Annotated in this window: 28 protein-coding genes and 1 pseudogene; 22 read left to right on the forward strand and 7 right to left on the reverse strand. The window is 52.1% G+C overall.

Features of this window, described 5'->3' with window-relative positions; genetic code table 11:
- Positions 1-9: 9 nt before the first annotated feature.
- Positions 10-903 (reverse strand): ABC transporter permease, encoded by an 894-nt coding sequence (locus R2I50_RS04395; protein WP_316607905.1) that lies wholly within the window; start codon positions 901-903, stop codon positions 10-12.
- A gap of 292 nt (positions 904-1,195) precedes the next feature.
- On the opposite strand from R2I50_RS04395, the pseudogene R2I50_RS04400 reads away from it, so the two are divergent.
- The 4 genes and pseudogenes from R2I50_RS04400 to R2I50_RS04415 form a co-directional block, all read left to right on the forward strand.
- Positions 1,196-2,230 (forward strand): annotated as a pseudogene (locus R2I50_RS04400) (ABC transporter ATP-binding protein); the annotation flags it as partial.
- A gap of 361 nt (positions 2,231-2,591) precedes the next feature.
- Positions 2,592-3,458 carry an ABC transporter permease gene (locus R2I50_RS04405; protein ID WP_316607906.1) on the forward strand — a complete coding sequence of 289 codons (867 nt, stop codon included), beginning with the start codon at positions 2,592-2,594 and terminating at the stop codon, positions 3,456-3,458.
- Positions 3,455-4,249 carry an ABC transporter permease gene (locus R2I50_RS04410; RefSeq protein ID WP_316607962.1) on the forward strand — a complete coding sequence of 265 codons (795 nt, stop codon included), beginning with the start codon at positions 3,455-3,457 and terminating at the stop codon, positions 4,247-4,249. Before R2I50_RS04405 ends, R2I50_RS04410 begins: the two co-directional genes overlap by 4 nt.
- A complete protein-coding gene (locus tag R2I50_RS04415; protein WP_316607907.1) occupies positions 4,246-5,526 on the forward strand; it encodes a spermidine/putrescine ABC transporter substrate-binding protein in 1,281 nt (426 codons plus the stop codon). Before R2I50_RS04410 ends, R2I50_RS04415 begins: the two co-directional genes overlap by 4 nt.
- A gap of 79 nt (positions 5,527-5,605) precedes the next feature.
- Here the strand turns inward: R2I50_RS04415 and R2I50_RS04420 are convergent, their stop codons facing one another.
- The 3 genes from R2I50_RS04420 to R2I50_RS04430 all read right to left on the reverse strand — a co-directional run bounded on the left by R2I50_RS04420 (position 5,606) and on the right by R2I50_RS04430 (position 7,413).
- Positions 5,606-6,322 carry a hypothetical protein gene (locus tag R2I50_RS04420; protein WP_316607908.1) on the reverse strand — a complete coding sequence of 239 codons (717 nt, stop codon included), beginning with the start codon at positions 6,320-6,322 and terminating at the stop codon, positions 5,606-5,608.
- 91 nt (positions 6,323-6,413) lie between these two features.
- Positions 6,414-7,082, reverse strand: coding sequence for a DUF1648 domain-containing protein (locus R2I50_RS04425; protein ID WP_316607909.1), 669 nt, complete (start codon positions 7,080-7,082; stop codon positions 6,414-6,416).
- A gap of 73 nt (positions 7,083-7,155) precedes the next feature.
- Positions 7,156-7,413: a metalloregulator ArsR/SmtB family transcription factor gene (locus R2I50_RS04430; protein ID WP_316607910.1), complete on the reverse strand. Its 258-nt coding sequence runs from the start codon at positions 7,411-7,413 to the stop codon at positions 7,156-7,158.
- A gap of 312 nt (positions 7,414-7,725) precedes the next feature.
- On the opposite strand from R2I50_RS04430, the gene nrdD reads away from it, so the two are divergent.
- Both nrdD and nrdG (R2I50_RS04440) read left to right on the forward strand, forming a co-directional pair.
- Positions 7,726-9,900 (forward strand): anaerobic ribonucleoside-triphosphate reductase, encoded by a 2,175-nt coding sequence (nrdD, locus tag R2I50_RS04435; protein ID WP_316607911.1) that lies wholly within the window; start codon positions 7,726-7,728, stop codon positions 9,898-9,900.
- 108 nt (positions 9,901-10,008) lie between these two features.
- A complete protein-coding gene (nrdG, locus tag R2I50_RS04440; RefSeq protein WP_316607912.1) occupies positions 10,009-10,539 on the forward strand; it encodes an anaerobic ribonucleoside-triphosphate reductase activating protein in 531 nt (176 codons plus the stop codon).
- A 67-nt stretch (positions 10,540-10,606) separates the two neighbouring features.
- Here the strand turns inward: nrdG (R2I50_RS04440) and R2I50_RS04445 are convergent, their stop codons facing one another.
- The gene (locus R2I50_RS04445; RefSeq protein WP_316607913.1) at positions 10,607-11,686 is read right to left on the reverse strand and encodes an acyltransferase family protein; all 1,080 of its coding nucleotides are present in this window, start codon (positions 11,684-11,686) and stop codon (positions 10,607-10,609) included.
- 342 nt (positions 11,687-12,028) lie between these two features.
- On the opposite strand from R2I50_RS04445, the gene R2I50_RS04450 reads away from it, so the two are divergent.
- From R2I50_RS04450 to R2I50_RS04525, 16 genes are all read left to right on the forward strand, one after another.
- Positions 12,029-12,274: a TM1266 family iron-only hydrogenase system putative regulator gene (locus R2I50_RS04450; RefSeq protein WP_316607915.1), complete on the forward strand. Its 246-nt coding sequence runs from the start codon at positions 12,029-12,031 to the stop codon at positions 12,272-12,274.
- A gap of 74 nt (positions 12,275-12,348) precedes the next feature.
- Positions 12,349-13,797, forward strand: coding sequence for a [FeFe] hydrogenase H-cluster radical SAM maturase HydG (hydG, locus tag R2I50_RS04455; protein WP_316607916.1), 1,449 nt, complete (start codon positions 12,349-12,351; stop codon positions 13,795-13,797).
- A gap of 359 nt (positions 13,798-14,156) precedes the next feature.
- Positions 14,157-15,338 (forward strand): [FeFe] hydrogenase H-cluster maturation GTPase HydF, encoded by a 1,182-nt coding sequence (hydF, locus tag R2I50_RS04460; RefSeq protein ID WP_316607917.1) that lies wholly within the window; start codon positions 14,157-14,159, stop codon positions 15,336-15,338.
- A gap of 106 nt (positions 15,339-15,444) precedes the next feature.
- Positions 15,445-15,900 (forward strand): transcriptional regulator NrdR, encoded by a 456-nt coding sequence (gene nrdR / locus R2I50_RS04465; RefSeq protein WP_316607918.1) that lies wholly within the window; start codon positions 15,445-15,447, stop codon positions 15,898-15,900.
- Positions 15,901-16,167: 267 nt separating this feature from the next.
- Positions 16,168-16,407 carry an RNA-binding S4 domain-containing protein gene (locus tag R2I50_RS04470; protein ID WP_316607963.1) on the forward strand — a complete coding sequence of 80 codons (240 nt, stop codon included), beginning with the start codon at positions 16,168-16,170 and terminating at the stop codon, positions 16,405-16,407.
- Positions 16,408-16,472: 65 nt separating this feature from the next.
- Positions 16,473-16,742, forward strand: a complete 270-nt coding sequence (locus R2I50_RS04475) for a YabP/YqfC family sporulation protein (protein ID WP_316607920.1) — start codon at positions 16,473-16,475, stop codon at positions 16,740-16,742.
- Complete coding sequence (gene yabQ, locus R2I50_RS04480; RefSeq protein ID WP_316607922.1) at positions 16,742-17,290, forward strand: spore cortex biosynthesis protein YabQ; 549 nt, start codon at positions 16,742-16,744, stop codon at positions 17,288-17,290. Before R2I50_RS04475 ends, yabQ begins: the two co-directional genes overlap by 1 nt.
- A complete protein-coding gene (locus R2I50_RS04485) occupies positions 17,241-17,603 on the forward strand; it encodes a septum formation initiator family protein (RefSeq protein WP_316607923.1) in 363 nt (120 codons plus the stop codon). Before yabQ ends, R2I50_RS04485 begins: the two co-directional genes overlap by 50 nt.
- Positions 17,604-17,657: 54 nt before the next feature.
- A complete protein-coding gene (locus R2I50_RS04490) occupies positions 17,658-18,149 on the forward strand; it encodes a S1 RNA-binding domain-containing protein (RefSeq protein ID WP_316607924.1) in 492 nt (163 codons plus the stop codon).
- Positions 18,150-18,171: 22 nt separating this feature from the next.
- Positions 18,172-18,705, forward strand: coding sequence for a ribosome hibernation-promoting factor, HPF/YfiA family (gene hpf, locus R2I50_RS04495; protein ID WP_316607925.1), 534 nt, complete (start codon positions 18,172-18,174; stop codon positions 18,703-18,705).
- 82 nt (positions 18,706-18,787) lie between these two features.
- Positions 18,788-19,897, forward strand: coding sequence for a class I SAM-dependent RNA methyltransferase (locus R2I50_RS04500; RefSeq protein ID WP_316607927.1), 1,110 nt, complete (start codon positions 18,788-18,790; stop codon positions 19,895-19,897).
- 198 nt (positions 19,898-20,095) lie between these two features.
- Complete coding sequence (locus R2I50_RS04505; protein WP_316607928.1) at positions 20,096-21,217, forward strand: ABC transporter substrate-binding protein; 1,122 nt, start codon at positions 20,096-20,098, stop codon at positions 21,215-21,217.
- Positions 21,218-21,400: 183 nt separating this feature from the next.
- A complete protein-coding gene (groES, locus tag R2I50_RS04510) occupies positions 21,401-21,685 on the forward strand; it encodes a co-chaperone GroES (RefSeq protein ID WP_186833307.1) in 285 nt (94 codons plus the stop codon).
- 18 nt (positions 21,686-21,703) lie between these two features.
- The gene (gene groL, locus R2I50_RS04515) at positions 21,704-23,329 is read left to right on the forward strand and encodes a chaperonin GroEL (protein WP_186833306.1); all 1,626 of its coding nucleotides are present in this window, start codon (positions 21,704-21,706) and stop codon (positions 23,327-23,329) included.
- Positions 23,330-23,452: 123 nt separating this feature from the next.
- Positions 23,453-23,626 (forward strand): hypothetical protein, encoded by a 174-nt coding sequence (locus R2I50_RS04520; RefSeq protein ID WP_186833305.1) that lies wholly within the window; start codon positions 23,453-23,455, stop codon positions 23,624-23,626.
- Between the two features lie 13 nt (positions 23,627-23,639).
- Positions 23,640-23,888 carry a spore coat protein gene (locus R2I50_RS04525; RefSeq protein WP_186833304.1) on the forward strand — a complete coding sequence of 83 codons (249 nt, stop codon included), beginning with the start codon at positions 23,640-23,642 and terminating at the stop codon, positions 23,886-23,888.
- A 97-nt stretch (positions 23,889-23,985) separates the two neighbouring features.
- Here R2I50_RS04525 and nrdG (R2I50_RS04530) read toward each other — a convergent pair whose 3' ends face one another.
- Positions 23,986-24,507 (reverse strand): anaerobic ribonucleoside-triphosphate reductase activating protein, encoded by a 522-nt coding sequence (gene nrdG / locus R2I50_RS04530; protein ID WP_316607929.1) that lies wholly within the window; start codon positions 24,505-24,507, stop codon positions 23,986-23,988.
- Positions 24,508-24,577: 70 nt separating this feature from the next.
- Positions 24,578-26,929, reverse strand: coding sequence for an anaerobic ribonucleoside triphosphate reductase (locus tag R2I50_RS04535; protein ID WP_316607930.1), 2,352 nt, complete (start codon positions 26,927-26,929; stop codon positions 24,578-24,580).
- Between the last annotated feature and the right edge of the window lie 60 nt (positions 26,930-26,989).

The raw sequence follows: 26,989 nt of genomic DNA on the forward strand, positions 1-26,989 counted from the left end.
ATTACCTCCTTACAGTACGTCGGGCAGTCTCTTGCGCAGACGGTTGTAGTTGAAGATGCCCAGGAGAATAACGACAAGGAACTCAGCGAGGAAGATGAACAGCTCGGTCTTATACTCCCAGAACCAGCGGTGATACAGGAAGCAGTTGCGGTAGCCGTTCGCGAAGAAGTTGATCGGGTTGAACATCATTAGCTTTCTGATCCAGTCTGCGGGAGGATTCTTGCCGGTCAGCAGGTAGGAGTCGTAGATGATACCGGACAGCCAGAAGATACCCGACATGACGGATACGATCATGTTCTCAAAGTCGCGCGAGAAAGCGGACATCGGCGCTGTCGACCATGACAGCACGAGGAAGAAGATGAACATCAGCGGCATGTAGAAGAATATCTGCAGGTTATAGACGCTCGGCATGATGCCCGCCGTGACCTCCTCGGCGCCCGGCAGCTTGATGGTGCCGCCGACGAAGCAGAGGTAGATGTACATCAGTACGGTCAGAAAGATATGGACGTAAAGTCTTGCGACCGAGGTGTAGGTCATAATGGTTGATACCGGAAAGCTGACCTTGTTGACGAACTGGCGGTTCTCACGGATGGACTTCGCGCCCTGTACGATGCTCTCGTTGATGAAGAACCACGGGATGAAGCCGACCAGCATGAACAGGAATCGGCTGTACTCGAAGGTACCGCCCGCATGTCCCAGCTCCGGGAAGATGACCTTGACGTTACCGGCGCTCTTGAGACCTACCTCGAAGGCGAACCAGTAGACGAACAGGGTAAACAGCGGCTTGACAACGCTCCACAGAGGACCGATGACCGCGCCCTTGTACTTTTTGATCAGCTCGTTCTTCGCCAGGAGCATGATTTGCTTACCAAACCCCCGGTGTTCTTGAAATATCTGAAACATAAAACTCTCCTTACAGGTGCCAATGGAAAAATCTGCCTGAAATACGGCACCACACAGATACAAATATTATAACTTATCTGCGTAAAAAGTCAATATCATATGATTCTATATAATAGTAGAATTATCGACGTTATTTTAGTTAATATTTCGCGGAAATTTTATCGCTTTATATTGACAAAGTGCAACATGAAATATATAATTTGAAAATGACGCTTTGCGATATTATTCATGCTGTAAAGCGCAAAAGCGGTTGTTCGGATATGATCCGTTCAAAACTAAGGAGGTTAGATAGTTGAAGCAAAATGCAGTCGTATCCTTGAGGGATATCAATTTCAAGTATTCGAATGAGGTGATATTGAATAATATCAGCCTCGACATATTCGACAAGGAGTTCATCACGCTGCTCGGTCCGTCCGGCTGCGGCAAGACCACGACCCTGCGTATCATCGCGGGCTTTGAGACCCCGCAGAGCGGCGAGGTGTATTTTGAGGGGGAACAGATCAATGACCTGCCGCCTCACAAACGCAACGTGAACACGGTGTTTCAGAAATACGCCCTGTTCCCGCATTTGAACGTGTTTGATAACGTTGCCTTCGGCCTAAAGCTGAAGAAGTTGTCGAAATCCGAAATCGAGCAAAAGGTAAAGCAGATGCTTGCTATCGTTGACCTCAAGGGCTATGAGAAGCGTCCCGTACGCGAGCTCTCCGGCGGTCAGCAGCAGCGCGTCGCCATCGCCCGCGCTCTGGTGTGCGACCCTAAGGTCGTCTTGCTCGACGAGCCGCTCGGCGCGCTCGACTTGAAGCTGAGAAAGGATATGCAGATCGAATTAAAGCAGCTTCAACAAAAAACCCAGAAGACTTTTGTATATGTTACCCATGATCAGGAAGAGGCGCTGACCATGTCCGACCGCGTATGCGTTATGAACAACGGCGTGATCGCTCAGGTCGGTACTCCTGAAGATATTTATAATGAGCCTGCCAACGCTTTTGTCGCCGACTTTATCGGCGAGGCGAACATCATCAACGGCACCATGCTCGAGGACTGTAAGGTCCGTCTGCTCGGCGTCGAGCTCGACTGTGTGGATAAGGGCTTTGAGAAGAACAAGCCCGTTGATGTTGTGATTCGCCCCGAGGATATCGAGGTCGTCGCCCCCGATCAGGCGAAGCTCTCCGGCGTTGTAGAGGACGTCATCTTCAAGGGCGTCCACTTCGAGATCAGCGTTCGCTGCAACAACTGCCATTGGCTCATCCACTCCACCGTCGCACAAAAGGTGGGGGACAGGATTGGTATGCGTGTTGATCCTTTCAACATCCATATCATGGATAAAATGTTCTTAAACCCCACGAATGATATTTTTGCTGAGGTTTATTATTCCGATAAAGAAAATAATACTACTACCTTTCTGCTCGAGGGCAGTGAGGTCACCATCCCCGATACCTACTACAAGGAGGGGACAAAGCTCAAGATCGTCCTCCCGCCCAACGCGCTGTATATCGCAGGCGACGGCGTAGGTCAGCTCGATGAGGTCTATATTGAGTCGGTTATCTGGAAGGGTGAGCATAACGAGATCATCCTTGAGTCCGACGAGCGTAAGTGGATCATGCAGAGCGATATCGACGAGCAGGTAGCGACCTACGTTCCGCTTTGTTTCGATTTCAGCAAGGCTGAGATCAGCGAGGTGGCGGCTGATGAGTAGTAATTCCACCGCTTCTGCTTCCGCTGCAAGGCCCCGGGTATCTGCCGCGTCGCACAAGCAGCGTTCGTTAATGAAGTCAAAGCGCCCCGCGATCCCGTATCTCGGCTGGATGCTGGTCTTTACCATCGTACCGCTTGTCATGGTGGTGTATTATGCTTTCACCGATACCAAAGGACATTTTTCGCTTGAATCTTTCAAAAACGCATCCGTTTACAGCGAGGTTTTCCTGTATTCTCTGTTGATCGCACTGATCTCTACCGTGATCTGCCTGGTGCTCGCGTACCCGCTGGCGTTCTCTATCTCACGCTGTTCTCAGCGTGCGCAGAGCACGATCGTTATGTTCCTGATGGTACCGATGTGGATGAACTTCCTGCTGCGTATCTACGCGTGGGTGCTGATCCTGCAGAACTACGGTCCGCTCGACATGATTCTCAACTTCTTCGGTATCGACATTACCCTGATCGGTAATTCCGGAGCAGTTGTGGTCGGCATGGTCTATGAGTTTCTGCCGTTCATGATCCTCCCGCTGCATACCGTTATGAGCAAGATCGACCCCTCTTTGATCGAAGCGGCTCAGGATCTGGGCTGTAACGGTATCGGCGTATTTCGCAAGGTCATCTTCCCGCTGTCGATCCCGGGCATCATCTCCGGTGTGACGATGGTATTTGTTCCTACCGCGTCGACCTTCCTCGTCGCTCAGTATCTCGGCGGTACCCAGTTCATGATCGGCGACGTCATCGAGCGCGTATTCCAGAGCGATCATCATACCGGCTCCGCGATCGCGCTGGTTTTGATGGTGGTCATCCTCGGGTGTCTGGTCTTTATGAACCGATTCGGTGATGAGGAGGCGGTGAGCTGATGAAAAAGCTGAGTTCCAAGATCTATTTCGGCATCATCATGGCGTTCCTCTATCTGCCGATCATCTATCTGATCGCCTATTCCTTCAACGACGGCAAGACCTCCGTATGGAAGGGCTTCACCTTCAAGTGGTATGAGGCGCTCTTTAACGACGCCCAGATCATGGGCAGTCTGTATAATACGCTGCTTGTCGCGATCCTTGCGTCGGTTATCTCTACGATCCTCGGTACCTTTGCGGCGATCGGTATCTATAACTTCAAGGGCGGTGTACGCTCCGCAATCCAGAACGTGTCCAACATCCCGATCATTAACCCCGAGATCGTAACGGGCGTATCGCTGATGCTCCTGTTCACCTTCGCCGGCGTGATGATGGGCTTTGAGATGGGCTTCTGGACGGTGCTTTTAGCACATATAGGCTTCTGTACGCCTTATGTAATCCTCAACGTCACCCCGCGACTCAAGCAGATGGACAGTTCGCTTTATGAAGCCGCTCTCGACCTCGGCTGTTCGCCGCTGCAGGCGTTTTTCAAGGTCGTGCTTCACGAACTGCTGCCGGGTATCTTTTCCGGCTTCCTTATCAGCTTCACCTATTCGCTGGATGATTTTGTTATCACCTACTTCACCCGCGGCTCGCGTTTCCAGACCCTGCCGATCCAGATCTACACCATGACCCACCAGCGCATCAATCCCAAGGCGAATGCCCTTTCGGCGCTGATGTTTGTTATAGTCATTGCTATTCTGCTGACTTCGAACTTTGTTTCTGCACGCAGGGATAAGGAGGAAGCTCGATGAAACGATTCTTTCTTTTGATCCTATCCGCGGCGATCCTACTGCCTGTACTTGCGCTTTCCGCCTGCTCCTCGGGTAACTCCGGCGCGACAGGCGACGAGGCGGATTATGACGGCGGCTATCAGGGTGAAGTCAACGTCTATAACTGGGGTGAATACGTTTCTCCCGGTGACGACGGTATGTTGGATGTTATCGCTGAGTTTCAGAAGCGCTATCATATTAAGGTCAATTATACCAACTTTGAAACAAACGAGGAGTTATACAACGTACTGACCAATTCCAACTCCACATATGACGTGATCTTCCCCTCCGACTACATGGCTGCGCGTCTGCGCGAGGAGGGCATGCTCGCAAAGCTTGATTTCAGCAATATTCCGAACTACAAGTATATCGACGATCGCTTCAAGAATATGGCGTATGACCCCGATAACGAATACAGTGTGCCTTATACCTGGGGCTTTGTCGCGATCGGATATAATACCAAGATGATTGAAGAGGGCTCTATCACGGGCTTCAAGGATATGTGGGATCCAAAGTATAAGGACGACGGTATCCTGATGTTCAACAACTCCCGTGACGCGATGGCGATCGCCATGCAGCTTTGCGATCCGCCGATTGATCCGGGTTCTACAACCTTTACCCGCGAGGATATTGATCGCGCGACTCAGAAGCTGATCGACGAGAAGCCTGTGCTGAAGAAATACGTCATGGATCAGGTGTTCACCGAGATGGAGGGCAGCCAGAGCGGTCTGTGCGCCTACTACGCCGGCGACATCATGACTATGATGGATAATAACGAGGATCTGGCCTATTGTTTGCCTGAGGAGGGGTCGAATCTTTTCAACGACGCGATGTGCATCCCCGCAAATTGCAAGAACAAGGAGAACGCCGAGCTGTTCATCAACTTCATGTGCGAACCCGAGATCGCGGCAGCTAACGCGGAGTATATCTGCTACGGAACTCCCAACACCGGCGCGCTCGAACTGCTCGATGAAGAGATTGTTTCCTCAGAGCTGTTCAACCCGCCGCAGGAGTATCTCGATAAGTGCTACACCTTCTCGAACATCGACGATGATATCTACGCGTATATGCAGAAACGTTTCGTTGAAGCCTGCTCTGCTTCCGCAGAGGTCAGCAGTGTCGAGAAAAGGTCGGTCAACCCTGCCGCCGTATGGGGCGTAGGAATCATCCTTTTAGTGATCATTATCGCGACCGTATGTATCATTGTGCTCGATATCCGCCGCGCGGTCAAAAACCGCGGAAGGATCTTCAAAAGATAATAATTCTAATTAAGAAAAAAGCCTGATTCCGTTTTGGCGGAGTCAGGCTTTGTCTATAAATATGTCTCAACCATTTATCCTATTCCGGATAGATCGCTTGATAGATCGTTGTGACCGCTTCGTCCGAGATGGTGCAGCCCAGCTTATACAGGGGAACGGTCTCTACCAGTCTTCCGAGCAGATCGAGCAGTACAGACAACTGTGTTTTGTTACTCGGCAGGACCGTTTGCTGAAGAAGGAGGCTCAGCCCGTCGATCGGGGAGAGGGGAGTCGCCCTGTTTTCGGGAGCCTGCTCCAGAAAAACGATGGCTTTGATCGGAGCACTGATGTTATTCCCGATGCTGTGCTTGCCGTTCCACGGCGTACCGTAGATATAGAAACGGCCGTCCTTTCTGCGAACCAACGGCTTATCATCGTTGATCATTATGACGTCATCTCCGAAGTGCCTGCGCCACAGCGCAGAATGGGTACTCTTACCCGTTCCCGAAGGAGCGGTGAAGATGATCGCGTCTCCTTTACAGCTCAAACAGGAGCAGTGCAGAAAGAAACCCTCTCTTTCAATGATGTAATCGCAGATAACGCGCAGAATAGCGACCGATTCACAGATATACAAGCTCTGTGCGGTGCCGTGTATCTCCTCGCCCAGCTCCAGTTCGTACTGTATCATCTCGTCTGTCGGCTCGATATACAACTCATAGTTATCGCTGTCGGAGAGAAAATCCCTCATATACTCGTAGGTTTCTTCATATTTCGCCTCTACGGCGATATTCATCTCAGCTATTCGAAATATTCGCATAAGACACTCCTGTTCCGACTCCCTTTTCTGAGGGAGTTGTCAGCAACGCTGACTGAGGGCTTCGGAATTACCGCGAAACGGCCGCCCTTCGTTACTTCTTCTTTATTTTAACATAAGAATAAAGAATTGCAACTGTTAAAAATACAATCAGCGCGATCACCATGACAAAAACATAGCCGACATTGCGTAGAATCAGCCCTGCCGCGATGGTGACCAGTCCCGAGAGTACCATCGCGATACCGCCGGCGCGGTTGGCGATGTACCAGTGCTCGTCGGTATCCATCGCAAAGCTCAGCCGCATTCCCAAGAACGCGTTGGGCTTGGTTTTCGGCATAATGTTGCCCAGCAGGATAAAGACGACGCCGACGATGACGGAGACGATGGCGGTCGCGATACTCTCGGCGTTCATTACGGCTTTGGGCTTCATCATCATGAACAGGACAAAGACGTCGATCGCGTTCAGTAAGACCAGCAACAGCATGACAACCGTATCGCCGATGTCGAGGTTGCGGAGCGTCCGGTCGTCATCGGTCGATGATTTCATTGTGAATTTTCTAATAAAGAATATTATAATATACATAACCAATATGATCGCAGGTAAGAGGAAAGCTTCATACTTCGAACCGTAGCGGTCGACCTGACCGTGGATGTTGATGTGTGCCGCGACGGTGTCGGGCATGATGAAGAAAACCGTGATCGCGGTATAAATCATCGGTAAAACCGCCAGGATAGCGGTGAGGATCGCTTTGAATCTTTTCATGATATACTCCTTTCTCTGCTTCCTTTTTCTATGGGAAGCACCCCGACAGGGGAGGATCGATATGGTCGATTGTTCAGAACTGCTTCAGCCACAAGATCAGCTCGTCGAACAGCGAGGCGTTCAGCTCATAGTAGATGAAGTTCTTTTCCTTTGTCTCAAACACGAGACCGCTCTCCTTGAGCAGCTTCAGATGGTAGCTCAGCGACTGCGGCGAGATCCCCAGCGCCTCGGCGATCTCACCCGCCGACATGCGGTAATGCTGCTTGATCAGCGTCAGGATCTCCCGTCTGAGAGGATCGGACAGGGTCTTAAAGGTTTTTCCTAACGGCATACAGTCACCTCCTGCAGAATATGACATTTCGATGCTTGTTCAATCTCAATGGCATTCTATTTCAAAATATTTTTAAACAGCTGTTTGTTTGTATTATAGTAGATGATTCCGGTTTTGTCAATAACTATTTCAAAATTATTTTAAACACCTAATTTCCTCTCTGTAATAATGACGAAGCTGTAACCGAGATATTGTGTTTTTGTTGTTGACACCACAATATATTGTTGCTATACTAGAGTTCCACACCAAAATATTGAGATAGTACTGTGCTTGAAAACAGATATCAGATAAACAGAAACAAAGGAGAGCAACATGAAGATTATCAAGCGTAACGGCTCTGAAGAGACCTTTAACCCGCAAAAAATCATTGACGCCGTCCGTAAGGCGGACTGTGCCAACATCAACGGCAGACTTCTCACTGACGCCCAGATCGAGGGTATCGCCAAGACGATCGCCGATACCGGCGCCTGCGTCAGCCGCGCTCTGTCCGTTGAGGAGATCCAGGAGCTCGTCGAGACCGAGATCATGAAGCTCGGCGCATACGAGACCGCCAAGCTCTATATCCGCTATCGCTACACCCGCTCGCTCGCGCGCGTCGCTAACACCACCGATAACCAGATCCTGACCCTCATCGAGTGCAATAACGAAGAAGTCAAGCAGGAGAATTCCAATAAGAACCCCACCGTCAACTCCGTTCAACGCGACTATATGGCGGGCGAGGTCAGCAAGGATATAACCAAACGAATCCTTCTGCCCGAGGATATCGTTAAGGCGCATGAGGAAGGTATCATCCATTTTCATGACGCGGACTATTTTGCCCAGCACATGCACAACTGTGACCTCGTCAACCTTGAGGATATGCTGCAGAACGGCACTGTCATCAGCGGTACGATGATCGAGAAGCCCCACAGCTTCTCTACCGCGTGTAATATCGCGACCCAGATCATCGCACAGGTCGCCTCTAACCAGTACGGCGGGCAGTCGATTTCGCTGACCCACCTAGCGCCCTTCGTACAGGTCTCCCGTCAGAAGATCACCAAGCAGGTCTTGAAGGAGTTCGATGAACTCGGCGTGATACCGACTAAGGAGAAGGTCGAGCCGATCGTCGAGCGACGTGTCCGCGAGGAGATCAACCGCGGCGTCCAGACCATCCAGTATCAGGTCGTCACCCTGCTGACAACTAACGGTCAGGCACCGTTCATTACCGTGTTCATGTACCTCGGCGAAGCCCGCAACGAGCAGGAGAAGAAGGATCTCGCCCTGATTATCGAAGAGACCTTACAACAGCGTATTCAGGGTGTAAAGAACGAGAAGGGCGTGTATATCACCCCCGCGTTCCCGAAGCTGATCTATGTGCTCGAGGAGCAGAACATCCATGAGGATTCGCCTTACTGGTATCTCACCGAGCTCGCCGCAAAGTGTACTGCAAAGCGCATGGTTCCCGATTATATCTCCGAGAAGAAGATGCTGGAGCTGAAGATAGACAAGAACGGCGAAGGCCATTGTTACACCTGCATGGGCTGTCGCAGCTTTTTGACCCCTTATGTGGATGAGAACGGTCAGCCGAAGTACTACGGTCGCTTCAACCAGGGCGTCGTAACCCTCAACCTGCCCGATATCGCTCTGTCCTCCGGCGGCGATATGGAGAAGTTCTGGCAGATCTTTGACGAGCGGCTTGAGCTGTGCCATCGCGCTTTGATGTGCCGCCACAACCGACTCAAGGGTACGCTCTCCGACGCTGCTCCGATCCTGTGGCAGAACGGCGCTCTCGCGAGATTACAGAAGGGCGAGACCATCGACAAGCTGCTCTACGGCGGCTACAGCACCATTTCTCTGGGCTACGCGGGACTGTACGAGTGCGTCAAGTACATGACCGGCAAGAGCCATACCGACCCCGACGGCGAGCCCTTCGCCCTCAAGGTGATGCAGCATATGAATGACGCCTGTAAGGGCTGGAAGGAGAAGCACCGCATCGATTTTTCGCTCTACGGCACGCCGCTCGAGAGCACGACCTACAAGTTCGCGAAGTGTTTGCAGAAGCGCTTCGGTGTGATCGAAGGCATCACCGATAAGGGGTATATCACCAACTCCTACCATGTTCATGTCACCGAGGAGATCGATGCGTTCTCGAAGCTTAAATTTGAGGCGAAGTTCCAGGCACTCAGTCCCGGCGGCGCGATCAGCTATGTTGAGGTTCCCGATATGCAGAACAACATCAAGGCTGTTCTGCAGGTCATGAAGTTCATCTATGACAACATCATGTACGCTGAACTGAACACAAAGAGCGATTACTGCCAGGTCTGCGGTTATGACGGCGAGATCTCGATCGTAGAGGAGGACGGCAAGCTCGTATGGGAGTGCCCGAACTGCGGCAACCGCGATCAGGATAAGATGAACGTTGCCCGCCGTACCTGCGGCTACATCGGTACTCAGTACTGGAACCAGGGACGCACTCAGGAGATCCGCGACCGCGTTCTGCATCTTTAATAGTGAGGAGTGAGAAGTGAGGAGCGAGGAGTTGTTTATCCGGCGGAAATGGTTATGTGATCATACTGCCTTCTATTCCCGGCTTTCGATTTCTGCCTCTTACCTTTTATGAACTATTGCAACATCAAATATAATGATATCGCCGATGGGGAAGGGGTACGCACGACGCTGTTTGTGTCCGGGTGTACCAACCGCTGTAAGGGCTGCTTCCAGCCCGAGACATGGGACTTCTCCTACGGTGAACCGTTTACAAAAGAAACGGAGGACGTGATTCTGGAAAGTCTTGAGCCTTCCTATATCGACGGCTTGACTCTCCTCGGCGGCGAGCCCTTTGAGCCTGAGAATCAGCTTGCCTTGCTGCCGTTTGTCAGACGGGTAAAGGAGCGTTTTCCCGAAAAGACCGTCTGGGCGTTTACCGGCTTTGTCTATGATCGTGATCTGGTAGATGGCGGGCGTAAGCACACCCCCGATACTGATGAACTGCTCCGCTTGGTCGACATCTTGGTTGATGGTCCCTATATGGAGGAGCGCCGCAGCTTGATGCTCCAGTTTCGAGGCAGTGAGAACCAGCGCGTGATCGACATGCAAAAGACCCTCGTAAAAGGAGAGGTCGTCCTCTGGGATAAACTGGTGAGATAATGTATAAAAACACCCCGCAGGGCTTTTGGTTGAAAGCCTTGCGGGGTTCGTCATTTTAAGTTTGGCTTTAAACCGTCACCAGATTGACGACGACAGCAGCGGCAAGGATCACGCCGTACAGGATCAGGGAGGGAACAAGGGGGAGCTTTGCAAGCAGTGCTTCCAGTTTTTTGAGCGGAATGCTGAATACTCTCATTGAGAGCAGCAGGCCTACGATGACCGCGATCGTCAGGACCGTGATCTTCCACAACGGATCGCCCAGCGGCAACAGCAGGTCGTACGCGCCCACGTGCCAGAGCAGAAGCACCACGGGATAGTGCCAGAAATAGACGCCCAGTGTGTTGCGCCCCATGCGCGTCAGCAGGGGTACCTTGCGGTTAGGCACACAGGCGAGTACCGAGATGATCAGTACCGCCGAGATGCCGTAGCACAGCAGTCTGTGATAGAAGGTACAGCCCTCGATGGGAATAATATTGTAGGGATTACGCCCCGTGAACAGCATCCTAAGGGGATAGATCGCTTCACGCATCCTGAAGCACAGCACAAAGTACACGATCAGGAAGGCAACGCCCGCCAGCTTGACCTGCGTTTTATGAGAAAAACGGCGTACCGTATGCGGCGTCAGGTAATAACCCGCCGCAAAGAACGGCAGAAAGACGCAGTAGCGCATTAGATAGAATTCATCTCTCAGCGGCAGAAATCCCGCCAGCGTTCCGATGAGCACCGTTCCGATCAGCACGATTCGATAATCTACGCGCCTGAGCAGGTACATCGTGACATTATACATGAATACGACGAAGAGGTACCACTCCATCGTAGCACCGCCGAACATATCCAATCCCACGTCCTCGCCGTTCCAGCGGCGCATGAGGAAGATGATGATCTTCAAAAGGATTCCCAGTATCAGATAGTAACCCGCCTTCTGGATATTCGGCTTGCTGTCTTTTTTGTACTGCTTGTGGAACAGCCCGCTGAGGAAGATGTACATCGGCGCGGTGAATGAGCTGACAAAAACGAACCAGCTGCGGAACATATCGCTCTTGTCGGTGAACTCCTCGGCAAAGCTGCCGACGACGACCAGCACCATTACCAACAGCTTTACATTATCAAATTTGTAGATGCGCGCTCTGCCGCTTTCGCTGATCATAGGCATGCCTCTTTATACTCAATAGTCTCATTGCGCGGCTTTAAAGGAGCCGCAGCTTTCTCAACTGCTTAGTATGAACTAACTGGATTATACAGAACTTGTCGGAAAATGTCAAATATTTCGCGCCCCTTTTCCTTGATTTCCATTGACGAAATCGCGCGGTTGTGGTACTATAGAATCATAGGATGACCTGACATAAAGGATAGCTCTGCTGTCCTGAGTAGAAGGCGCCGACAAGTTGACTTTTATCCTATCATGGGACAAGTGTATTTGCCGCGCCGCAGAGCGCGGCTTTTTTGTCACTTTGCCTGCGGTAAACGAAGCCGCTGTAAAGGAGGTATTATGGAAACAAGAGTTGCTGTCATCAGCATTATCGTCGAGAACGACAGCTCTACCGCTGAGCTGAACAATCTACTGTCGAACTTCTCGGACTATGTGATCGGACGTATGGGTGTACCCTATAAGGAGCGCGGTGTGCGGCTGATCAGCGTAGCGGTCGACGCGCCACAGGATAAGATCGCCGCTTTGAGCGGTCGGATCGGCTCTCTCGAGGGCGTCTCGGTCAAGACCGCATACGCCTCTATTTAGCTTGTTGCTTTTAGGCTCCGTAGCGGGCTGCGGCAACATCAACTGAATGTAATTATTATAAAGGAGATATTATCATGGCTGTTTATGATCCGAAATCCCTCCATGCGGAGGAGTTTATCAACGATGAAGAGATTCGCGAAACACTGGAATACGCGGAGAAGAACAAGAACAATATGGAGCTGATCAACTCGATCCTCGAGAAGGCTCGCCCGATCCCGACCGCCGGCGGTTGCCGCTGCAACGGTCTGACTCACCGCGAAGCCTCCGTTCTGCTTGCTTGTGAGGATCCCGAGGTCACCAAGCGTATCTATGAGATCGCCGAGGAGATCAAGCTCGCCTTCTACGGCAACCGTATCGTTATCTTTGCGCCGCTGTATCTGAGCAATTACTGCGTCAACGGCTGTTTGTACTGCCCCTATCATATGAAGAATAAGACCATCCCCCGCAAGAAGCTCACCCAGGAGGAGGTCAAGGCGGAGGTCATCGCCCTGCAGGATATGGGTCACAAGCGCCTCGCGATCGAGAGCGGCGAGGATCCTGTGATGAATCCGATCGAGTACATCCTCGAGTGTATCGACACCATCTACAGCATCAAGCACAAGAACGGCGCGATCCGCCGTGTGAACGTTAATATCGCCGCTACCACCGTAGAGAACTACACCAAGCTCAAGGACGCGGGTATCGGCACCTATATCCTGTTCCAGGAGACCTACCATAAGGAGAGCTACCTCCACCTGCATCCCACCGGTCCCAAGCACGATTACGATTATCACACCGAGGCGATGGACAGAGCGATGTTCGGCGGTATCGACGACGTCGGTCTGGGTGTGCTGTTCGGACTGGAGCTGTATAAGTATGAGTTCGCGGGTCTTTTGATGCATGCGGAGCACCTCGAAGCTGTCCACGGCGTAGGCCCGCACACGATCTCCGTACCCCGCGTCAAGCGCGCCGACGATATTGACCCCGACGAGTTCGACGGCGGTATCGACGACGAGACCTTCGAGAAGATCACCGCCTGCATCCGACTGGCGGTACCCTATACCGGTATGATTATCTCCACCCGCGAGTCCGAGGCCGTCCGCAGTAAGCTTCTGCGTCTCGGTATCTCTCAGGTATCCGGCGGCTCGCGTACCTCCGTCGGCGGCTATACCCAGAAGCTCCGCCCCCATGATACCGAGCAGTTCGATGTGTCCGATCAGCGCACTCTCGACGAGGTTGTCGCGTGGCTGATGCAGAGCGGCCATATCCCGTCCTTCTGTACCGCCTGCTACCGCGAGGGGCGAACCGGCGACCGCTTTATGTCGCTGTGTAAGAGCGGACAGATACTCAATTGCTGCCATCCCAATGCGCTGATGACGCTTGCCGAGTACCTTGTAGACTACGCCTCTCCCGAGACAAAGGCGATCGGCTTCGATATGATCGAGAAGGAACTGAGGCGCATCCCCAAGGAGAAGGTGCGTGCGATCGCGGCGCAGAATATCGAGGATATCAAGAGCTCTAACCGCAGAGATTTCAGATTCTGATCGGAGAACGGTTAATGGTGAACGGTTTACGGTTGCGGGAAACGCTTTGCGTTTTGAATTCCTGTTGATCGGGTGAGGGCGCAGCCCCCTTCACTGTTATCTCTTAAGTAGCCACTGATTAATTCACGCCTGACGGCTGAGCACGCAACTCACTTGCAGCTTTTCCGCCAAACTGCCCAAAAATCCTTATCCATACGACAGTATGCTGCAGCTTTTCCGCCAAACTGCCCAAAAATCCTTATCCATACGACAGTATGCACGCGGATTGTTTGGACACTCTGACGAAAAATCTGACTGCGCGATTTGCGTACTCGAATTAATCATTGTCTACTTAACTATTATCTGCCGGAGGCATTACTATGTCGTTAAACACTACTGTTTCCGCCGAGCGGCCGCATATCGCTTTTTTCGGACGCCGCAACGCGGGTAAATCCAGCGTCGTCAACGCTGTTACCAATCAGAAGATCTCCGTCGTGTCTGATACCCTCGGTACTACGACCGATCCCGTGCAGAAGGCGATGGAGCTCCTGCCGCTGGGTCCCGTGGTCATCATCGATACCCCGGGCTTTGATGACGAGGGCACTCTCGGCGCGCTCAGGGTCGAACGCACCCGCGAGGTGCTCCGCAAGACGGATATCGCTGTTCTGGTCGTTGACGGGACGGTTGGAATTACCGATGCGGATCGGGCACTTTTGGAAGAGTTCAAGAGCCGCCGACTGCCGTATCTGATCGCGTATAATAAATCCGATCTTTTGCCCGAAACTCCAAAGCCCAAAGAGCATGAGCTGTATGTCAGTGCCTTGACAGGTCAGGGGATAGGAGAGTTGAAGGAGCGTTTAGCAACGCTGGTCAAGAGCGATTCAAAGCCTAAGCTTATTGTTGCCGATCTCCTTTCCGAGGGCGATACCGTCGTTTTGGTCATCCCGATCGACGAATCTGCTCCCAAGGGACGTATCATTCTGCCCCAGCAGCAGGTATTACGCGAACTGCTCGATCACCACTGCACTGTGCTCTGTTGTCAGGATACGGAGCTGAAAGCGACTCTCGCAAAGCTTACAGCTCGCCCTGCTCTGGTGATCACCGATTCCCAGGCGTTCAAGCGGGTCGCCGCCGATACTCCCGCCGATATCCCAATGACCTCGTTCTCGATCCTTTTCGCGCGCTATAAAGGTAATCTGGACGGTTTGATCAGGGGCGCAAACGCCCTGAAATCCCTGAAGGACGGCGATAAGGTACTGATCTCTGAGGGCTGTACCCATCACCGCCAGTGCGGCGATATCGGCACCGTGAAGCTTCCCGCTTGGCTGAAAGCGTATGCAAACGCAGATATCTCTTATGATTTCACCTCCGGTACCGGCTTCCCCGATGATCTTTCTCCTTACAAGGTTATCATCCACTGCGGCGGTTGTATGCTCAATGAGAAGGAGATGCAGTATCGCCAGAGTGCAGCTGAATCGGCGGGTATCCCCATGGTCAACTACGGTATCGCGATCGCCGAGATGAACGGTATCTTCGATCGTGCGCTGAAACCCTTGATGTAAGCCTACTGTTTTGTAACAACAGATTACAAAAAATTTACTTGCCAATACTATATCTATGCATTATAATTTCTTTGTAGAAATATAATACATGATATGGGGTGTAAAGATGAAGTGTCCTTATTGCGGATATGAAGAAAGCAAGGTTATCGACTCCCGTCCCGCGGATGAGGGCGAGCGTATTCGACGCCGCCGTGAATGCCTCAAGTGCGGCAAACGTTTCACCACCCATGAGGTGATCGAGACCGTTCCGATCGTTGTGGTCAAACGTGACAAGAGTCGCGAGGTCTTTGACCGCGCTAAGCTGACCGGGGGTATTCTGCGCGCATGTGAAAAGCGCCCGGTCTCTGTCCAGCAGATCGAGAAAATGGTCGATTTTATTGAGGCACAGCTCCAGAGCTCTCTCGACCGCGAGGTGACTTCACTGCATATCGGCGAGTTGACCATGGATCAGCTCAGGAACGTCGACGAGGTCGCGTATGTTCGCTTTGCTTCCGTTTATCGCCAGTTTAAGGATATCAACACCTTTATGGAGGAGCTCAACAAGCTTCTGAGTGAAAAGTAATCGACGGCACGGATCATCTCGCGCTGTTGACAGTGCTTACTGTCCTATATGAAAGTCCCGATTCGTCGGGACTTTTTCGTTCTTCGTAATAGTGCAGCCACTTGACGTTGGACGGATTCGCAGCTATAATAACGTTATACTAATCCTTGATAAAAAGATTTAATCAGATATTAGTGATATGTTTCGGATAGCGCGACGGGAGACGCAGACAGGCTGGCGCCTGTCAAGGAGCCCAACAAAGCTATACGAAATATAGCGCAATAGATGATAAAGGTTTTTAAGTATTTGAAGGTATCGCGCATCATCAAGCGCCGTACCGTCGCTAACGAGGTCTGCGACGCGGGCAAGGCGACAGTCAACGGCAAGGTTGCCCGCGCGTCCTATGATGTGAAGGTCGGCGATGTGGTGGAACTGAATTTCGAGTCCCGCTCCGTCAAATTCCGCGTCGAAAAGGTTGCCGAGACTGTCCGTAAGGAAGACGCAGGCACGATGTACACGCCTCTTTAATCGAGTAATCATAAATCTTTTGATCCTCCCATATAATCTATTGATAAGATTATGGGGGGATTTTTTTGTCCGATAATACCGTTAAAAAGCCGCATCTGCTTACGCTCGATAACCGCAGTCTGCTCACCCTGACCGGTGTGGAGGATGTACCGGGCTTTGACGAGCAGACCATCAGCGTCAAGCTCTCCGACTGTTCTCTGGTCGTCAAGGGAAGCGGACTGCATATCAGTAAGCTCAGCCTCGACAGTGGTGACGTCGTGATCGACGGCAGGATCACTTCGTTGCAGTACCTCGGCGCTTCGTCGGGTTCTCTGCGTTCGCGATTGTTCCGCTGATGGGGTTATCACTCTCGGCACAGGGAGCCTATTTCCTGTGGTCATTAGCGTTAGGGCTTGTGATGGGAGCTGCTTACGATATCCTGCGAGCTTTACGAATGTTGTTTAAGCTGAGGCGTACTGCGGTGACAGTAACGGATATCCTGTTCTTTGCGTTGTGCGGTTTTGCAACGTCGATCATGGCGTTACCATTCAATAAAGGGGAGGTACGGGTTTTTGTAGTAGCCGGCGAAGCGGCGGCTTTTCTGCTTTATCGATTTACCGTCGGCAGCATAATGGGCAAGATTTATACACCTTTGACTTCATTTTTGCGCAAAACTATACAAAAGGTTCACAAAATAATTGAAAAAACTTATGATTTGCTATTGAAAATGACACATGGTTTAGTGTATAATGTAGGTGTAATAATAGATAGGTTGTATCATTGTGCAATCGGTCGATTGAAAATTCACCGCTCGGCAAAGGTGAAGGCCGGAGCCGATCGAAAGGATAGAATACATGAGCAGAAGAAGTTCAAAAAAAGCAGAAGTAAAGGCGGCGGCGCCTGAGAAGGAGCGCGAAGAGGGTAGGAGCTTTATTTCCCGACCCGTATTTGTGCTGCTTTCTTTGGCTGCGGTCGCTTTCCTGATTTATTCGATGGTTTCCATAATCGGTATCCAGGCGCAGATCCGTGAGCGCCGTGCCGAGCTTGATCAGCTCGAGGAGCAGATCACCGTACAGGAGATCAAGAACGATGAGATGCAGAAGCTCTATGATTCTACCGGCTCTGATTTTTCGGCGCTGGTGGAGCAGATCGCCCGTGATGACCTCGATTACATCCGTGAGGGCGAGAGGGTTTTTGTTAACGTTACCGGCGAGTAAAAGCGTTATCCCGCGTATGCGGTTTGATAGATTAATTAAGGGGTTATAATCTGAATGGCTTTAAGTGTAGGTGCAATTGTAAACGGAAAGATCACAGGCATTACCGGCTTCGGCGCGTTTGTCGAGACGGAGGACGGCTCTCGCGGTATGATCCATATATCCGAGATTTCTCATTCTTACGTTGAGAATATCAAGAGCGTTTTAAAGATCGGACAGGCTGTCACCGTCAAGGTGCTGTCCGTGTCCGAAGACGGTAAGGTGGCGCTGTCCTTAAAGCAGATGGAGAAGCCCGTCGACGGCGCAAAAAAATCTGCCGGCTCCCGTAAGCCTAAGCAGTTTGATCAGAGAAAACCCAAGAGAAAATACGAGCCCGCTCCTCCCGTTACCTCTCCCGGTGACTTCGAGTGGCAGAGCTCCTCGTCGGGCGGTTCTTTCGAGGATATGATGAGCAAGTTCAAGCGTACCTCTGAGGACAAGATGTCCGACCTTAAGCGTGGCGAGAGCCGCGGCTATTCCCGTCGTGGGAACGGCGGCGGTCGTAAATAAATTATTGCTGGGAGGCATTATTATGAAGATTACCTATACCGAACGCAAGGTTAATCTGAGGGACAACTTCAAAGACAGAGTCGAGAAAAAGCTCAAAAAGTTCGACAAGATCTTTTCCGATGATGCTGAGGCGTTTGTTGTTGTTACCGTAGATAAAAACTCTCAGACTGTTGAGATCACCATCCGCGACAAGTCGATGGTTTACAGAGCTGAGAAGACGATGCCTGAGATGAACGACGCTGTTGATAAGTGCGTAGACGTGCTGGGACGTCAGTTGCGTAAGAATAAGTCGAAGCTGGAAAAGCGCCTCAGACAAGGCTCACTCGAGGAGCTTGTTGCTCCTGTGGATGAGCCCGTAGCAGAGGAGGATTACTCTGTAGTACGCACCAAGGAGATTCCCGTCAAGCCGATCTCGGTCGACGAGGCGATTCTGCAGATGAACATGGTCGGACACAAGTTCTTTGTGTTCACCAATGCTGAGACCAACGAGGTCAACGTGGTTTACCTGCGTGACGACGGCAAGTACGGTCTGCTTGTGCCGACCGTAGGCGAGTAACGCTCCGGTAACCGATCGAATGAATGAATAACCCTAAGCGGACAGCGTTCCTGCTGTCCGCTTTCTGTATGGAGTTGATAGTATGCGGTTTGTAGCTCCCTGTCTTCTGGGACTTGAAGGATTAGCGGCAAATGAGCTGAAATTCAAAGGAATCGAGGGCGTTCGTGCCGAGAACGGAAGAGTACTGTTCAGCGGCGACTACGCGACGATGATTCGAGCTAATCTTTGTTCGAGTCTGTGCGCGCGTATTTTTATCCTGATGTCGGAGTTCGAGGCACGGGATTTCGATACGCTGTTCGAGGGTGTAAGGGCATCGGATTGGAGCGCCTTTATCGGCGAGCATAATGCTTTCCCGGTCAAGGGAAGCAGCCTGGATTCTGCCCTTAATTCGATTCCTGCATGCCAGAAGATCATCAAAAAGGCGGTCGTCGAAAAGCTCCGTGAATCTTACCGTACCGACTGGTTTGAAGAGGACGGCGGTATCCATCAGATCCAGTTTCGTATCTTCAAAAACCGCGTCAGTATTTACCTTGATACCACGGGCGAAGCATTGAACAAGCGCGGCTACCGCTCTCTGTCCGGCGGCGCTCCGATCAAGGAGACGCTCGCTGCGGCGATGACAGAGCTCGCCCGTGTGCGACCGAATCACACCGTCGTCGATCCGTTCTGCGGCAGCGGCACCATCCTCATTGAAGCGGCGCGCAAGGCGCTGAATATTATGCCCGGCATCGATCGCTCTTTCGCTTTTGAGGAATGGAGCCAGGTCGATCCTACTGTCATCCAAGCGGAACGCGACAAAGCGAGAGCGGGGGAGAGGCGTGATGTGTCCTTCATTGCCTACGGTTACGATATCGATGACGAGGTGCTCACCCTCGCTCGACGCAATGCCGAGCTTGCCGGAGTCGGCGACAGGATCATTTTTGAGAAGCGCGATATCCGCGATTACACCGACGATCATGAGCGCGTCAGCGTGATCACCAACCCGCCCTACGGCGAGCGGATGCTTGATATTCGCGAGGCTCGTGAGTTGTACCGCGTGATGGGAGAGAAGTTTTTAAAGCTGCCTTTCCATTCCTATACGATCATTTCCCCTGATGACAGCTTTGAGCAGCTTTTCGGCAGACCGGCTGACAAGCGCCGTAAGCTCTACAACGGAACGCTGAAATGTCAGGTGTATCAGTATTTCAAATAAAAGGATACGGCTCTCGAATGGTTCCTTCGAGGGCTGTTATTTCTTGCAAAACGGCTGAAATTTGACATTTGTATAAAAATAGACTATTATATATAAGGATAATACTTCGATCTGCAGCCTGGCACAGAACTCTTTGATGCTCAATACGGCTGAAAAACTGAATCCAATGCAGTCGATCGACTGCCAAAGGAGGATTTCATGAAAAAAACGATCATTGTTACTATCAGCGTTATCCTGATCTTTGCCGTGATCGGCGGAGCGGGCTACGCAGTTTATCGGTTCTTTTATCCTACAGGTCTCGGAAATGTTGAGACTGTCGCGCCGCTTGAGACGCTGTTCCCTGCGACGACCGATGAACCTGAGACCCAGCCCGAGAAGCTTTATAAGGTCGGCATCGTTCAGAACGGACTCGGCGACGCCAGCAAGGCGTGCTATGAGGGCTTTATCTCCGAGCTCAATGAACGCGGCGTACTGGGAAACCTGGATATCGTCTATATTGTTGAGGATGATAAAGAACAGTGCGCGGCGAAAATCAAACAGCTTGCGACAGGTGATTGTGATCTTCTCTATACCATCGGACGCTACGCGAGTGTGACGGCGAAGGATACCACCAAGGATATCCCCGTTGTTTTCGGTGCGGTCAACAGCCCTGATGAGATAGGGTTGGTCGCAACCAATGAAGCGCCCGGCGGTAATGTGACCGGCGTATCGAGCTTTCCGCCCTGCTTTGAACAGATCGATCTGGTCAAGCTGCTCTTACCCGAAGCCAAGAGTATTGCGGTTATGTACAGCGGCACTGATACCGACGCTGTTTCCCAGGGTATCATCGCCTCAAAGGAAGCGGAGAACATCGGTCTGACCTGTGAGAAGTATATCGTAGATAGTGAGAAAACACTTCTGTCAACGCTCGATAAAATCAAGACGGCTAAGACCAATGTAGTCTATATCCCTGTCGATAAGTTCCTGAATAAGCATCTCAAGACGATTACTGATTTTTCGATTGAAAACAAGATCCCTGTTATCTGCGGCGATGAAGCGACGCTTGCGAAGGGCGCTTTCGCTACCAGCGTGGTCAATCACAGCTCTATCGGCAGAAAAGCGGCGGGTATGGCGGTCGATATCCTGTTTAACAAGAAGGATCCCGCGACCCTGAGCGTGATTTATAAGCACGACTGTGATAACCTGATCAATCAGGAGGTTGTCGATAAACTCGGCATTAAGATTCCTGCTACCGCACAGTCTAAGGTACAGGTCTATGAAAAACCCACCGAGGTTCAGATTCCGACCGAGACCGCGGCAGCCGAAACCTTAAAGGAATAACCGAACTATGAATACCGCTTGCGTTTTGCAGGCGGTTTTTTGTATAGCAGAGCTGTATTTATTAACTTTTTATGAAATCGCAAAAACCCCCTTGATTTTTCCAATAATATGGTATAAAATATGTTTAGCACTCAAAGATAGAGAGTGCTAAATCACAGCTTAACATTATAAGGAGGAATAGATATGACAATCAAACCCTTACTCGATAAGGTCGTCTTAAAACTCGACGACGCGGAGGAGACAACCGCTTCCGGTATTGTTTTGTCCACTGCCGCTCAGGAGAAGCCCCAGTACGCGAATGTTATCGCAGTTGGCCCCGGCGGAATCGTAGACGGCAACGAGGTGAAAATGTATTTGAAGGTCGGCGACAAGGTTATCGCGTCTAAGTATGCCGGTACCGACGTCAAGGTCGACGGCGAAGAGTACACTATTGTACGTCAGAGTGATATTCTGGCAATCGTAGAATAATTCGGGAGGTTATGACTTATGGCTAAACAGATTGCTTACGGTGAGGACGCCCGCAAGGCGCTCCAGTCCGGTATCGACCAGCTCGCCGATACCGTTAAGATCACATTAGGTCCCAAGGGACGCAACGTTGTTCTGGATAAGAAGTTCGGCGCTCCGCTGATTACAAACGATGGTGTTACCATTGCGAAGGAGATCGAGCTTGAGGACGCCTTTGAGAATATGGGCGCTCAGCTCGTGAAAGAAGTTTCCGTCAAGACCAACGATGTAGCCGGTGACGGTACCACTACCGCAACCCTGCTCGCTCAGGCTCTTGTCAACGAGGGTATGAAGAACGTTGCCGCGGGTGCGAACCCCATGGTTTTGAAGAAAGGTATCGCGCTGGCGGTCGATGAGGCTGTTAAGGCAATCACCGAGAACAGCAAGGCGATCTCCGGTACCGATGACATCGCTCGCGTTGCCACGATCTCTTCTGCTGATGAATATATCGGTAAGCTGATCGCCGAGGCGATGGAGAAGGTCTCCACCGACGGTGTTATCACGGTCGAGGAGTCCAAGACCGCCGAAACCTATTCCGAGGTCGTCGAGGGTATGATGTTCGACCGCGGTTATATCGCTCCCTACATGGTCACCGATACCGATAAGATGGTCGCTGAGATCGACGACGCGCTCATCCTGATCACCGATAAGAAAATCAGCAATACCCAGGAGATCCTGCCTCTGCTCGAGCAGATCGTCCAGAGCGGCAGAAAGCTCGTCATCATCGCTGAGGACGTTGAGGGCGAGGCGCTGACTACTCTTGTGCTGAATAAGCTGCGTGGCACCTTCACCTGCGTTGCGGTCAAGGCTCCGGGCTTTGGCGACAGACGTAAGGAGATGCTGCAGGATATCGCGATTCTTACCGGCGGTACCGTGATTACCTCCGATCTCGGTCTGGAGCTTAAGGACACTACTATCGATCAGCTCGGTCGCGCGCGTCAGGTCAAGATCACCAAGGAAGACACCATCATTGTTGACGGCGCAGGTGATCAGAACGAGATCAAGAACCGCGTCAGCCATATCCGTCAGCAGATCGAGTCCACTACCTCCGATTTCGACCGCGAGAAGCTGCAGGAGCGTCTGGCGAAGCTCGCCGGCGGCGTAGCTGTCATCAAGGTCGGCGCTGCTACCGAGATCGAGATGAAGGAGAAGAAGCTCCGTATCGAGGACGCTCTCTCCGCTACCAAGGCGGCTGTTGAGGAAGGTATCGTTGCAGGCGGCGGCGTTGCGCTGATCAACGCGATCCCCGCGGTTGAGAAGCTGCTCGAGACTACTACCGGCGATACCAAGACCGGCGTACAGATCGTTCTCAAGGCGCTCGAAGCCCCGATCAAGCAGATCGCGAAGAACGCAGGCCTTGAAGGATCTGTTATCGTTGAGAACATCAAGCGCGAGGGCAAGGTTGGCTACGGCTTCAACGCGCTCGACGAGGAATACACCGACATGATCTCTGCCGGTATCGTTGATCCGACCAAGGTCACCCGTTCCGCTCTGCAGAACGCGGCTTCTGTCGCTGCGATGGTTCTTACCACCGAGAGCCTTGTTGCCGACATCAAGGAGCCCGCTCCCGCTGCTCCCGCCGCACCCGATATGGGCGGTATGTATTAATCGTTTAAAATTCTTTTATAGAAAAAAGCCTGTTCTTCGGAGCAGGCTTTTTTTGATGTATGTTTGTATAATCTTAATTTGTACGCCCATACTATCATTACCAAATATTCAGGAGGTAATGATATGACCGACAAAGAGTTGCTTTATATTGAGGACGCCCTCGGACATGAGCAGTATTTTCAGCAGAAGTGCGCCGAGACCGCGCAGAGCCTGAGCGATCCCGCTCTGAGATCCTGCGTAGAGAAGTACGCCGCACGCCACAAAGAGATCTTCAGCCGTTTCTACGGACTGCTGTAAGGAGGAAAGAAACATGGATGACAGAAATCTGATGCAGAATCTTCTGCTTCTCGAGAAGGGCTGCTGCGACCTGTATATGCACGGCGCGGTCGAGTCCGCTAACAGCAACGTACAGGGTGCGTTCAACGCCGCTTATGACGATTCGCTGAGTATGCAGAGCGAGATCTTCGCGAAGATGACCGACAAGGGCTGGTATAACGTCGCTCAGGTCGAACAGCAGAAGGTCGATCAGCTCAAGCAGCAGTTTGCGACCGCACAGTAAAGCAGTTAGGCTATTGCAAACGCAACAGTTCTATCTGGTTTTGTAAAGACACACGAAGAGAAGGCACCGGAGTGATCCGACGCCTTTCGCTGTTTGTTCAATTGATATCGGATAATACCGCCTTACCCTGCGCGAGCGATTCCTTGACATTCAGGATACGCTGGTTTCGGCTGCCACGGAAATGGAGCATCAGGCTCATTTCTTCCTCGATGAACGGCCCGTCCACCAGCCAGTCGCATTGCTCCAGCAACGCTTTGTACTCGGGGTGAGTGTCAAACATGCTGTAGAGCTTTTCAAAGGTATAGCCGGTAAAGCAGAATACGTTCAAGCCCATCTCGTGAGCGCCCTTGGCGAGTACCGTGAGCGATTCAGCCTGAGTGAACGGCTCTCCGCCGGAGAGCGTGATGCCGTACAGCAGCTTATCCTTTGCCGCTTCCTCCAAAATGCGCTCGACAGAGCTCATATAGCCGCCGTCAAAATCCCATGTGTGCTCGTTGTGACAGCCCTTGCAGTGATGCGGACAGCCCTGTACGAATACCGTCATACGGATACCGGGACCGTCTACGATGCTCTCACGCACTACGCCCGCAAGCCTGAGGGGTGTTTTTTGATGATCCATGATTTGCTCCTTTATGTGACTAAACAGGGCGGGGAGTGAGTCCCCGCCCTATGTGAATTAGTTTTTGGGATTAGATCGCTTCCAACTCACAGCCGCAATCATCTTCGAGAATACTGTGCTTGACGCGGTCCTGCACCTCCGCCTTCTTCGCGTTATTGAAGCGGTCGAGGGTACCGACGAGATAGCCGGTAATGCGGCGGATACGCTCGACGCCGGAGCCTTCCTTGGTGATCTTGCGTCCGCACTGCGGGCAGTAGTCGCCGATGATGCCGGTGTAGCCACAGACAGGGTCGCGGTCAACAGGATGGTTGATCGAGCCGTAGCCGATGCCCTCCTCCTTCATGCAGCGAACGACCTGCTCGAATGCCTCGAGGTTTTCGGACGGATCGCCGTCCAGTTCAACGTATGAGATATGACCGGCGTTGGTCAGCGCATGATAGGGAGCTTCGATCTTGATCTTGTCAAAGGCGCTGATCGGATAGTAGACCGGTACATGGAAGGAGTTGGTGTAGTATTCGCGGTCGGTGACGCCCTTGATCACGCCGAAGCGCTCCTTGTCTATGCGGACGAAACGTCCCGACAGACCTTCGGCGGGAGTTGCCAGACAGGTGAAGTTCAGACCGGTCTCTTCGCCTTTCTTATCGAGCTTCTTGCGGATGAAGGAGACGATCTCAAGGCCTAAGCGCTGGGCTTCTTCCGACTCGCCGTGATGCTTGCCGATCAGGGCGACCAGCGTCTCTGCCAGACCGATGAAGCCGAGGCTTAACGTGCCGTGCTTGAGTACCTCGCGTACCTCGTCGTCGATACTGAGCTTCTCGGAGTCGATCCATACACCCTGACCCATCAGGAAGGGATAGTTGCGTACGTGCTTCTGGCACTGGATCTCGAAGCGCTCGAGAAGCTGAGCGATACCGAGGTCGACCATGCGGTCGAGCTGATCGAAGAAGAAATCGACGTTCTTGTTGGAGAGGATCGCGAGTCGGGGCAGGTTGATGGAGGTAAAGCTCAGGTTGCCTCTGCCGTAGGTGATCTCACGGCTCGGATCGTAACGGTTGCCGATGACGCGGGTACGGCAGCCCATGTATGCGATCTCGGTCTCGGGATGACCGGGCTTGTAGTAAGCGAGGTTGTAGGGTGCGTCGATGAAGGCGTAGTTGGGGAAGAGGCGCTTCGCCGATACACGGAAGGAGAGCTTGAAGAGGTCGTAGTTCGGATCCTCGGGGTTGTAGTTGATACCCTCCTTGACCTTGAAGATGTGAACGGGAAAGATCGGGGTCTCGCCGTTGCCCAGACCCTTCTCGGTCGCGAGCAGGATATTCTTGATGACCATACGACCTTCGGGGGTGGTATCGGTACCGTAGTTAATGGAAGAGAAGGGTACCTGAGCGCCCGCACGGGAGTGCATGGTATTGAGGTTGTGTACGACAGCCTCCATCGCCTGGAAGGTCGCGCGGTCGGTCTCGGCGAGCGCGTGCTTCTTCGCAAAGCGCTGGAGCTTTCCGGCAATCTTCTCGCCGTATTTTTCGGTGAGAAGTTCGAGCTCCTTCGCTTCATACTCAGCGGTGGATTCGAGCTTCGCCATCTCGCCGGTAGCTGCCTCTGCGGCGGCACAAATCGCCTCGATGCTATCCTTGGCATTCTCGTCGTCGGCAAGAAGCTCAGCGCCGCGGCTGAGATTTGCGCGATAACGCTTGTTATAGGTCTTTGTAACACCCGGCGCCATGCTGTAGTCGAAGTTCGGTACGGACTGACCGCCGTGCTGGTCATTCTGGTTGGACTGGATCGCGATGCACGCGAGCGCGGCATAAGTAGAGATATCGTTCGGTTCGCGGATGAAGCCGTGGCCGGTGGAGAAGCCGCCCTTGAAGAGCTTTAACAGATCGATCTGGCAGCAGGTAGTGGTCAGAGTGAGGAAGTCGAGGTCGTGGATGTGGATATCGCCCTCGCGGTGCGCCTTCGAGAACTTCGGATCGAGGACATACATCTGGTAGAATTCCTTCGCGCCCTCGGAACCGTATTTGAGCATCGTACCCATTGCGGTGTCGCCGTCGATGTTGGCGTTCTCACGCTTGACGTCGTTATCCTTAGCGGATTTAAAGGTCAGATCTTCATAGATCTTCATCAGCTTGGTGTTCATTTCGCGCACGCGGGTACGTTCTGCGCGGTAGAGAATGAATTCTTTTGCGGTTCTTGCGTGGCCGTTCTCGATCAGGATCTTCTCGACAGTATCCTGTACATGCTCGACGGTGGGGGTCTGGTTATCCTCCGCCTCGAGGTATTCCATTACCTTTGCAGCGAGATTCTCGGCGCTCTCATAGTCGTTGCCGCCGATCGCGTGCGCCGCCTTGTAGATGGCATTTGTGATCTTGTCCTTGTTGAATTCAACCGCGCGTCCGTCACGCTTCACGATTTTACGGATCATGTTAACTTAATCTCCTTTGTCTTCATCTTGGTTCTGCTGTAACTCTTTTGTTACAAAAAG

This window comes from uncultured Ruminococcus sp. (assembly GCA_902785355.1).
In the GTDB taxonomy this organism is placed as follows: Bacteria; Bacillota; Clostridia; order Oscillospirales; family Acutalibacteraceae; genus Ruminococcoides.

What these genes read in the sequence shown, in the direction of transcription:
- R2I50_RS04535 (WP_316607930.1), bottom strand. Translation starts at nt 26,929, where the DNA reads ATGATCCGTAAAATCGTGAAGCGTGACGGACGCGCGGTTGAATTCAAC.
- R2I50_RS04430 (WP_316607910.1), bottom strand. Translation starts at nt 7,413, where the DNA reads ATGCCGTTAGGAAAAACCTTTAAGACCCTGTCCGATCCTCTCAGACGG.
- R2I50_RS04445 (WP_316607913.1), bottom strand. Translation starts at nt 11,686, where the DNA reads ATGATCAGCGAAAGCGGCAGAGCGCGCATCTACAAATTTGATAATGTA.
- R2I50_RS04395 (WP_316607905.1), bottom strand. Translation starts at nt 903, where the DNA reads ATGTTTCAGATATTTCAAGAACACCGGGGGTTTGGTAAGCAAATCATG.
- nrdD (WP_316607911.1), top strand. Translation starts at nt 7,726, where the DNA reads ATGAAGATTATCAAGCGTAACGGCTCTGAAGAGACCTTTAACCCGCAA.
- R2I50_RS04425 (WP_316607909.1), bottom strand. Translation starts at nt 7,082, where the DNA reads ATGAAAAGATTCAAAGCGATCCTCACCGCTATCCTGGCGGTTTTACCG.
- hpf (WP_316607925.1), top strand. Translation starts at nt 18,172, where the DNA reads ATGAAGATTACCTATACCGAACGCAAGGTTAATCTGAGGGACAACTTC.
- nrdG (WP_316607929.1), bottom strand. Translation starts at nt 24,507, where the DNA reads ATGGATCATCAAAAAACACCCCTCAGGCTTGCGGGCGTAGTGCGTGAG.
- R2I50_RS04525 (WP_186833304.1), top strand. Translation starts at nt 23,640, where the DNA reads ATGGATGACAGAAATCTGATGCAGAATCTTCTGCTTCTCGAGAAGGGC.
- R2I50_RS04420 (WP_316607908.1), bottom strand. Translation starts at nt 6,322, where the DNA reads ATGCGAATATTTCGAATAGCTGAGATGAATATCGCCGTAGAGGCGAAA.
- R2I50_RS04490 (WP_316607924.1), top strand. Translation starts at nt 17,658, where the DNA reads ATGGCTTTAAGTGTAGGTGCAATTGTAAACGGAAAGATCACAGGCATT.
- groL (WP_186833306.1), top strand. Translation starts at nt 21,704, where the DNA reads ATGGCTAAACAGATTGCTTACGGTGAGGACGCCCGCAAGGCGCTCCAG.
- R2I50_RS04505 (WP_316607928.1), top strand. Translation starts at nt 20,096, where the DNA reads ATGAAAAAAACGATCATTGTTACTATCAGCGTTATCCTGATCTTTGCC.
- R2I50_RS04415 (WP_316607907.1), top strand. Translation starts at nt 4,246, where the DNA reads ATGAAACGATTCTTTCTTTTGATCCTATCCGCGGCGATCCTACTGCCT.
- R2I50_RS04450 (WP_316607915.1), top strand. Translation starts at nt 12,029, where the DNA reads ATGGAAACAAGAGTTGCTGTCATCAGCATTATCGTCGAGAACGACAGC.
- groES (WP_186833307.1), top strand. Translation starts at nt 21,401, where the DNA reads ATGACAATCAAACCCTTACTCGATAAGGTCGTCTTAAAACTCGACGAC.
- R2I50_RS04405 (WP_316607906.1), top strand. Translation starts at nt 2,592, where the DNA reads ATGAGTAGTAATTCCACCGCTTCTGCTTCCGCTGCAAGGCCCCGGGTA.
- hydF (WP_316607917.1), top strand. Translation starts at nt 14,157, where the DNA reads ATGTCGTTAAACACTACTGTTTCCGCCGAGCGGCCGCATATCGCTTTT.
- hydG (WP_316607916.1), top strand. Translation starts at nt 12,349, where the DNA reads ATGGCTGTTTATGATCCGAAATCCCTCCATGCGGAGGAGTTTATCAAC.
- R2I50_RS04520 (WP_186833305.1), top strand. Translation starts at nt 23,453, where the DNA reads ATGACCGACAAAGAGTTGCTTTATATTGAGGACGCCCTCGGACATGAG.
- nrdR (WP_316607918.1), top strand. Translation starts at nt 15,445, where the DNA reads ATGAAGTGTCCTTATTGCGGATATGAAGAAAGCAAGGTTATCGACTCC.
- R2I50_RS04500 (WP_316607927.1), top strand. Translation starts at nt 18,788, where the DNA reads ATGCGGTTTGTAGCTCCCTGTCTTCTGGGACTTGAAGGATTAGCGGCA.
- nrdG (WP_316607912.1), top strand. Translation starts at nt 10,009, where the DNA reads ATGAACTATTGCAACATCAAATATAATGATATCGCCGATGGGGAAGGG.
- yabQ (WP_316607922.1), top strand. Translation starts at nt 16,742, where the DNA reads ATGGGGTTATCACTCTCGGCACAGGGAGCCTATTTCCTGTGGTCATTA.
- R2I50_RS04485 (WP_316607923.1), top strand. Translation starts at nt 17,241, where the DNA reads ATGAGCAGAAGAAGTTCAAAAAAAGCAGAAGTAAAGGCGGCGGCGCCT.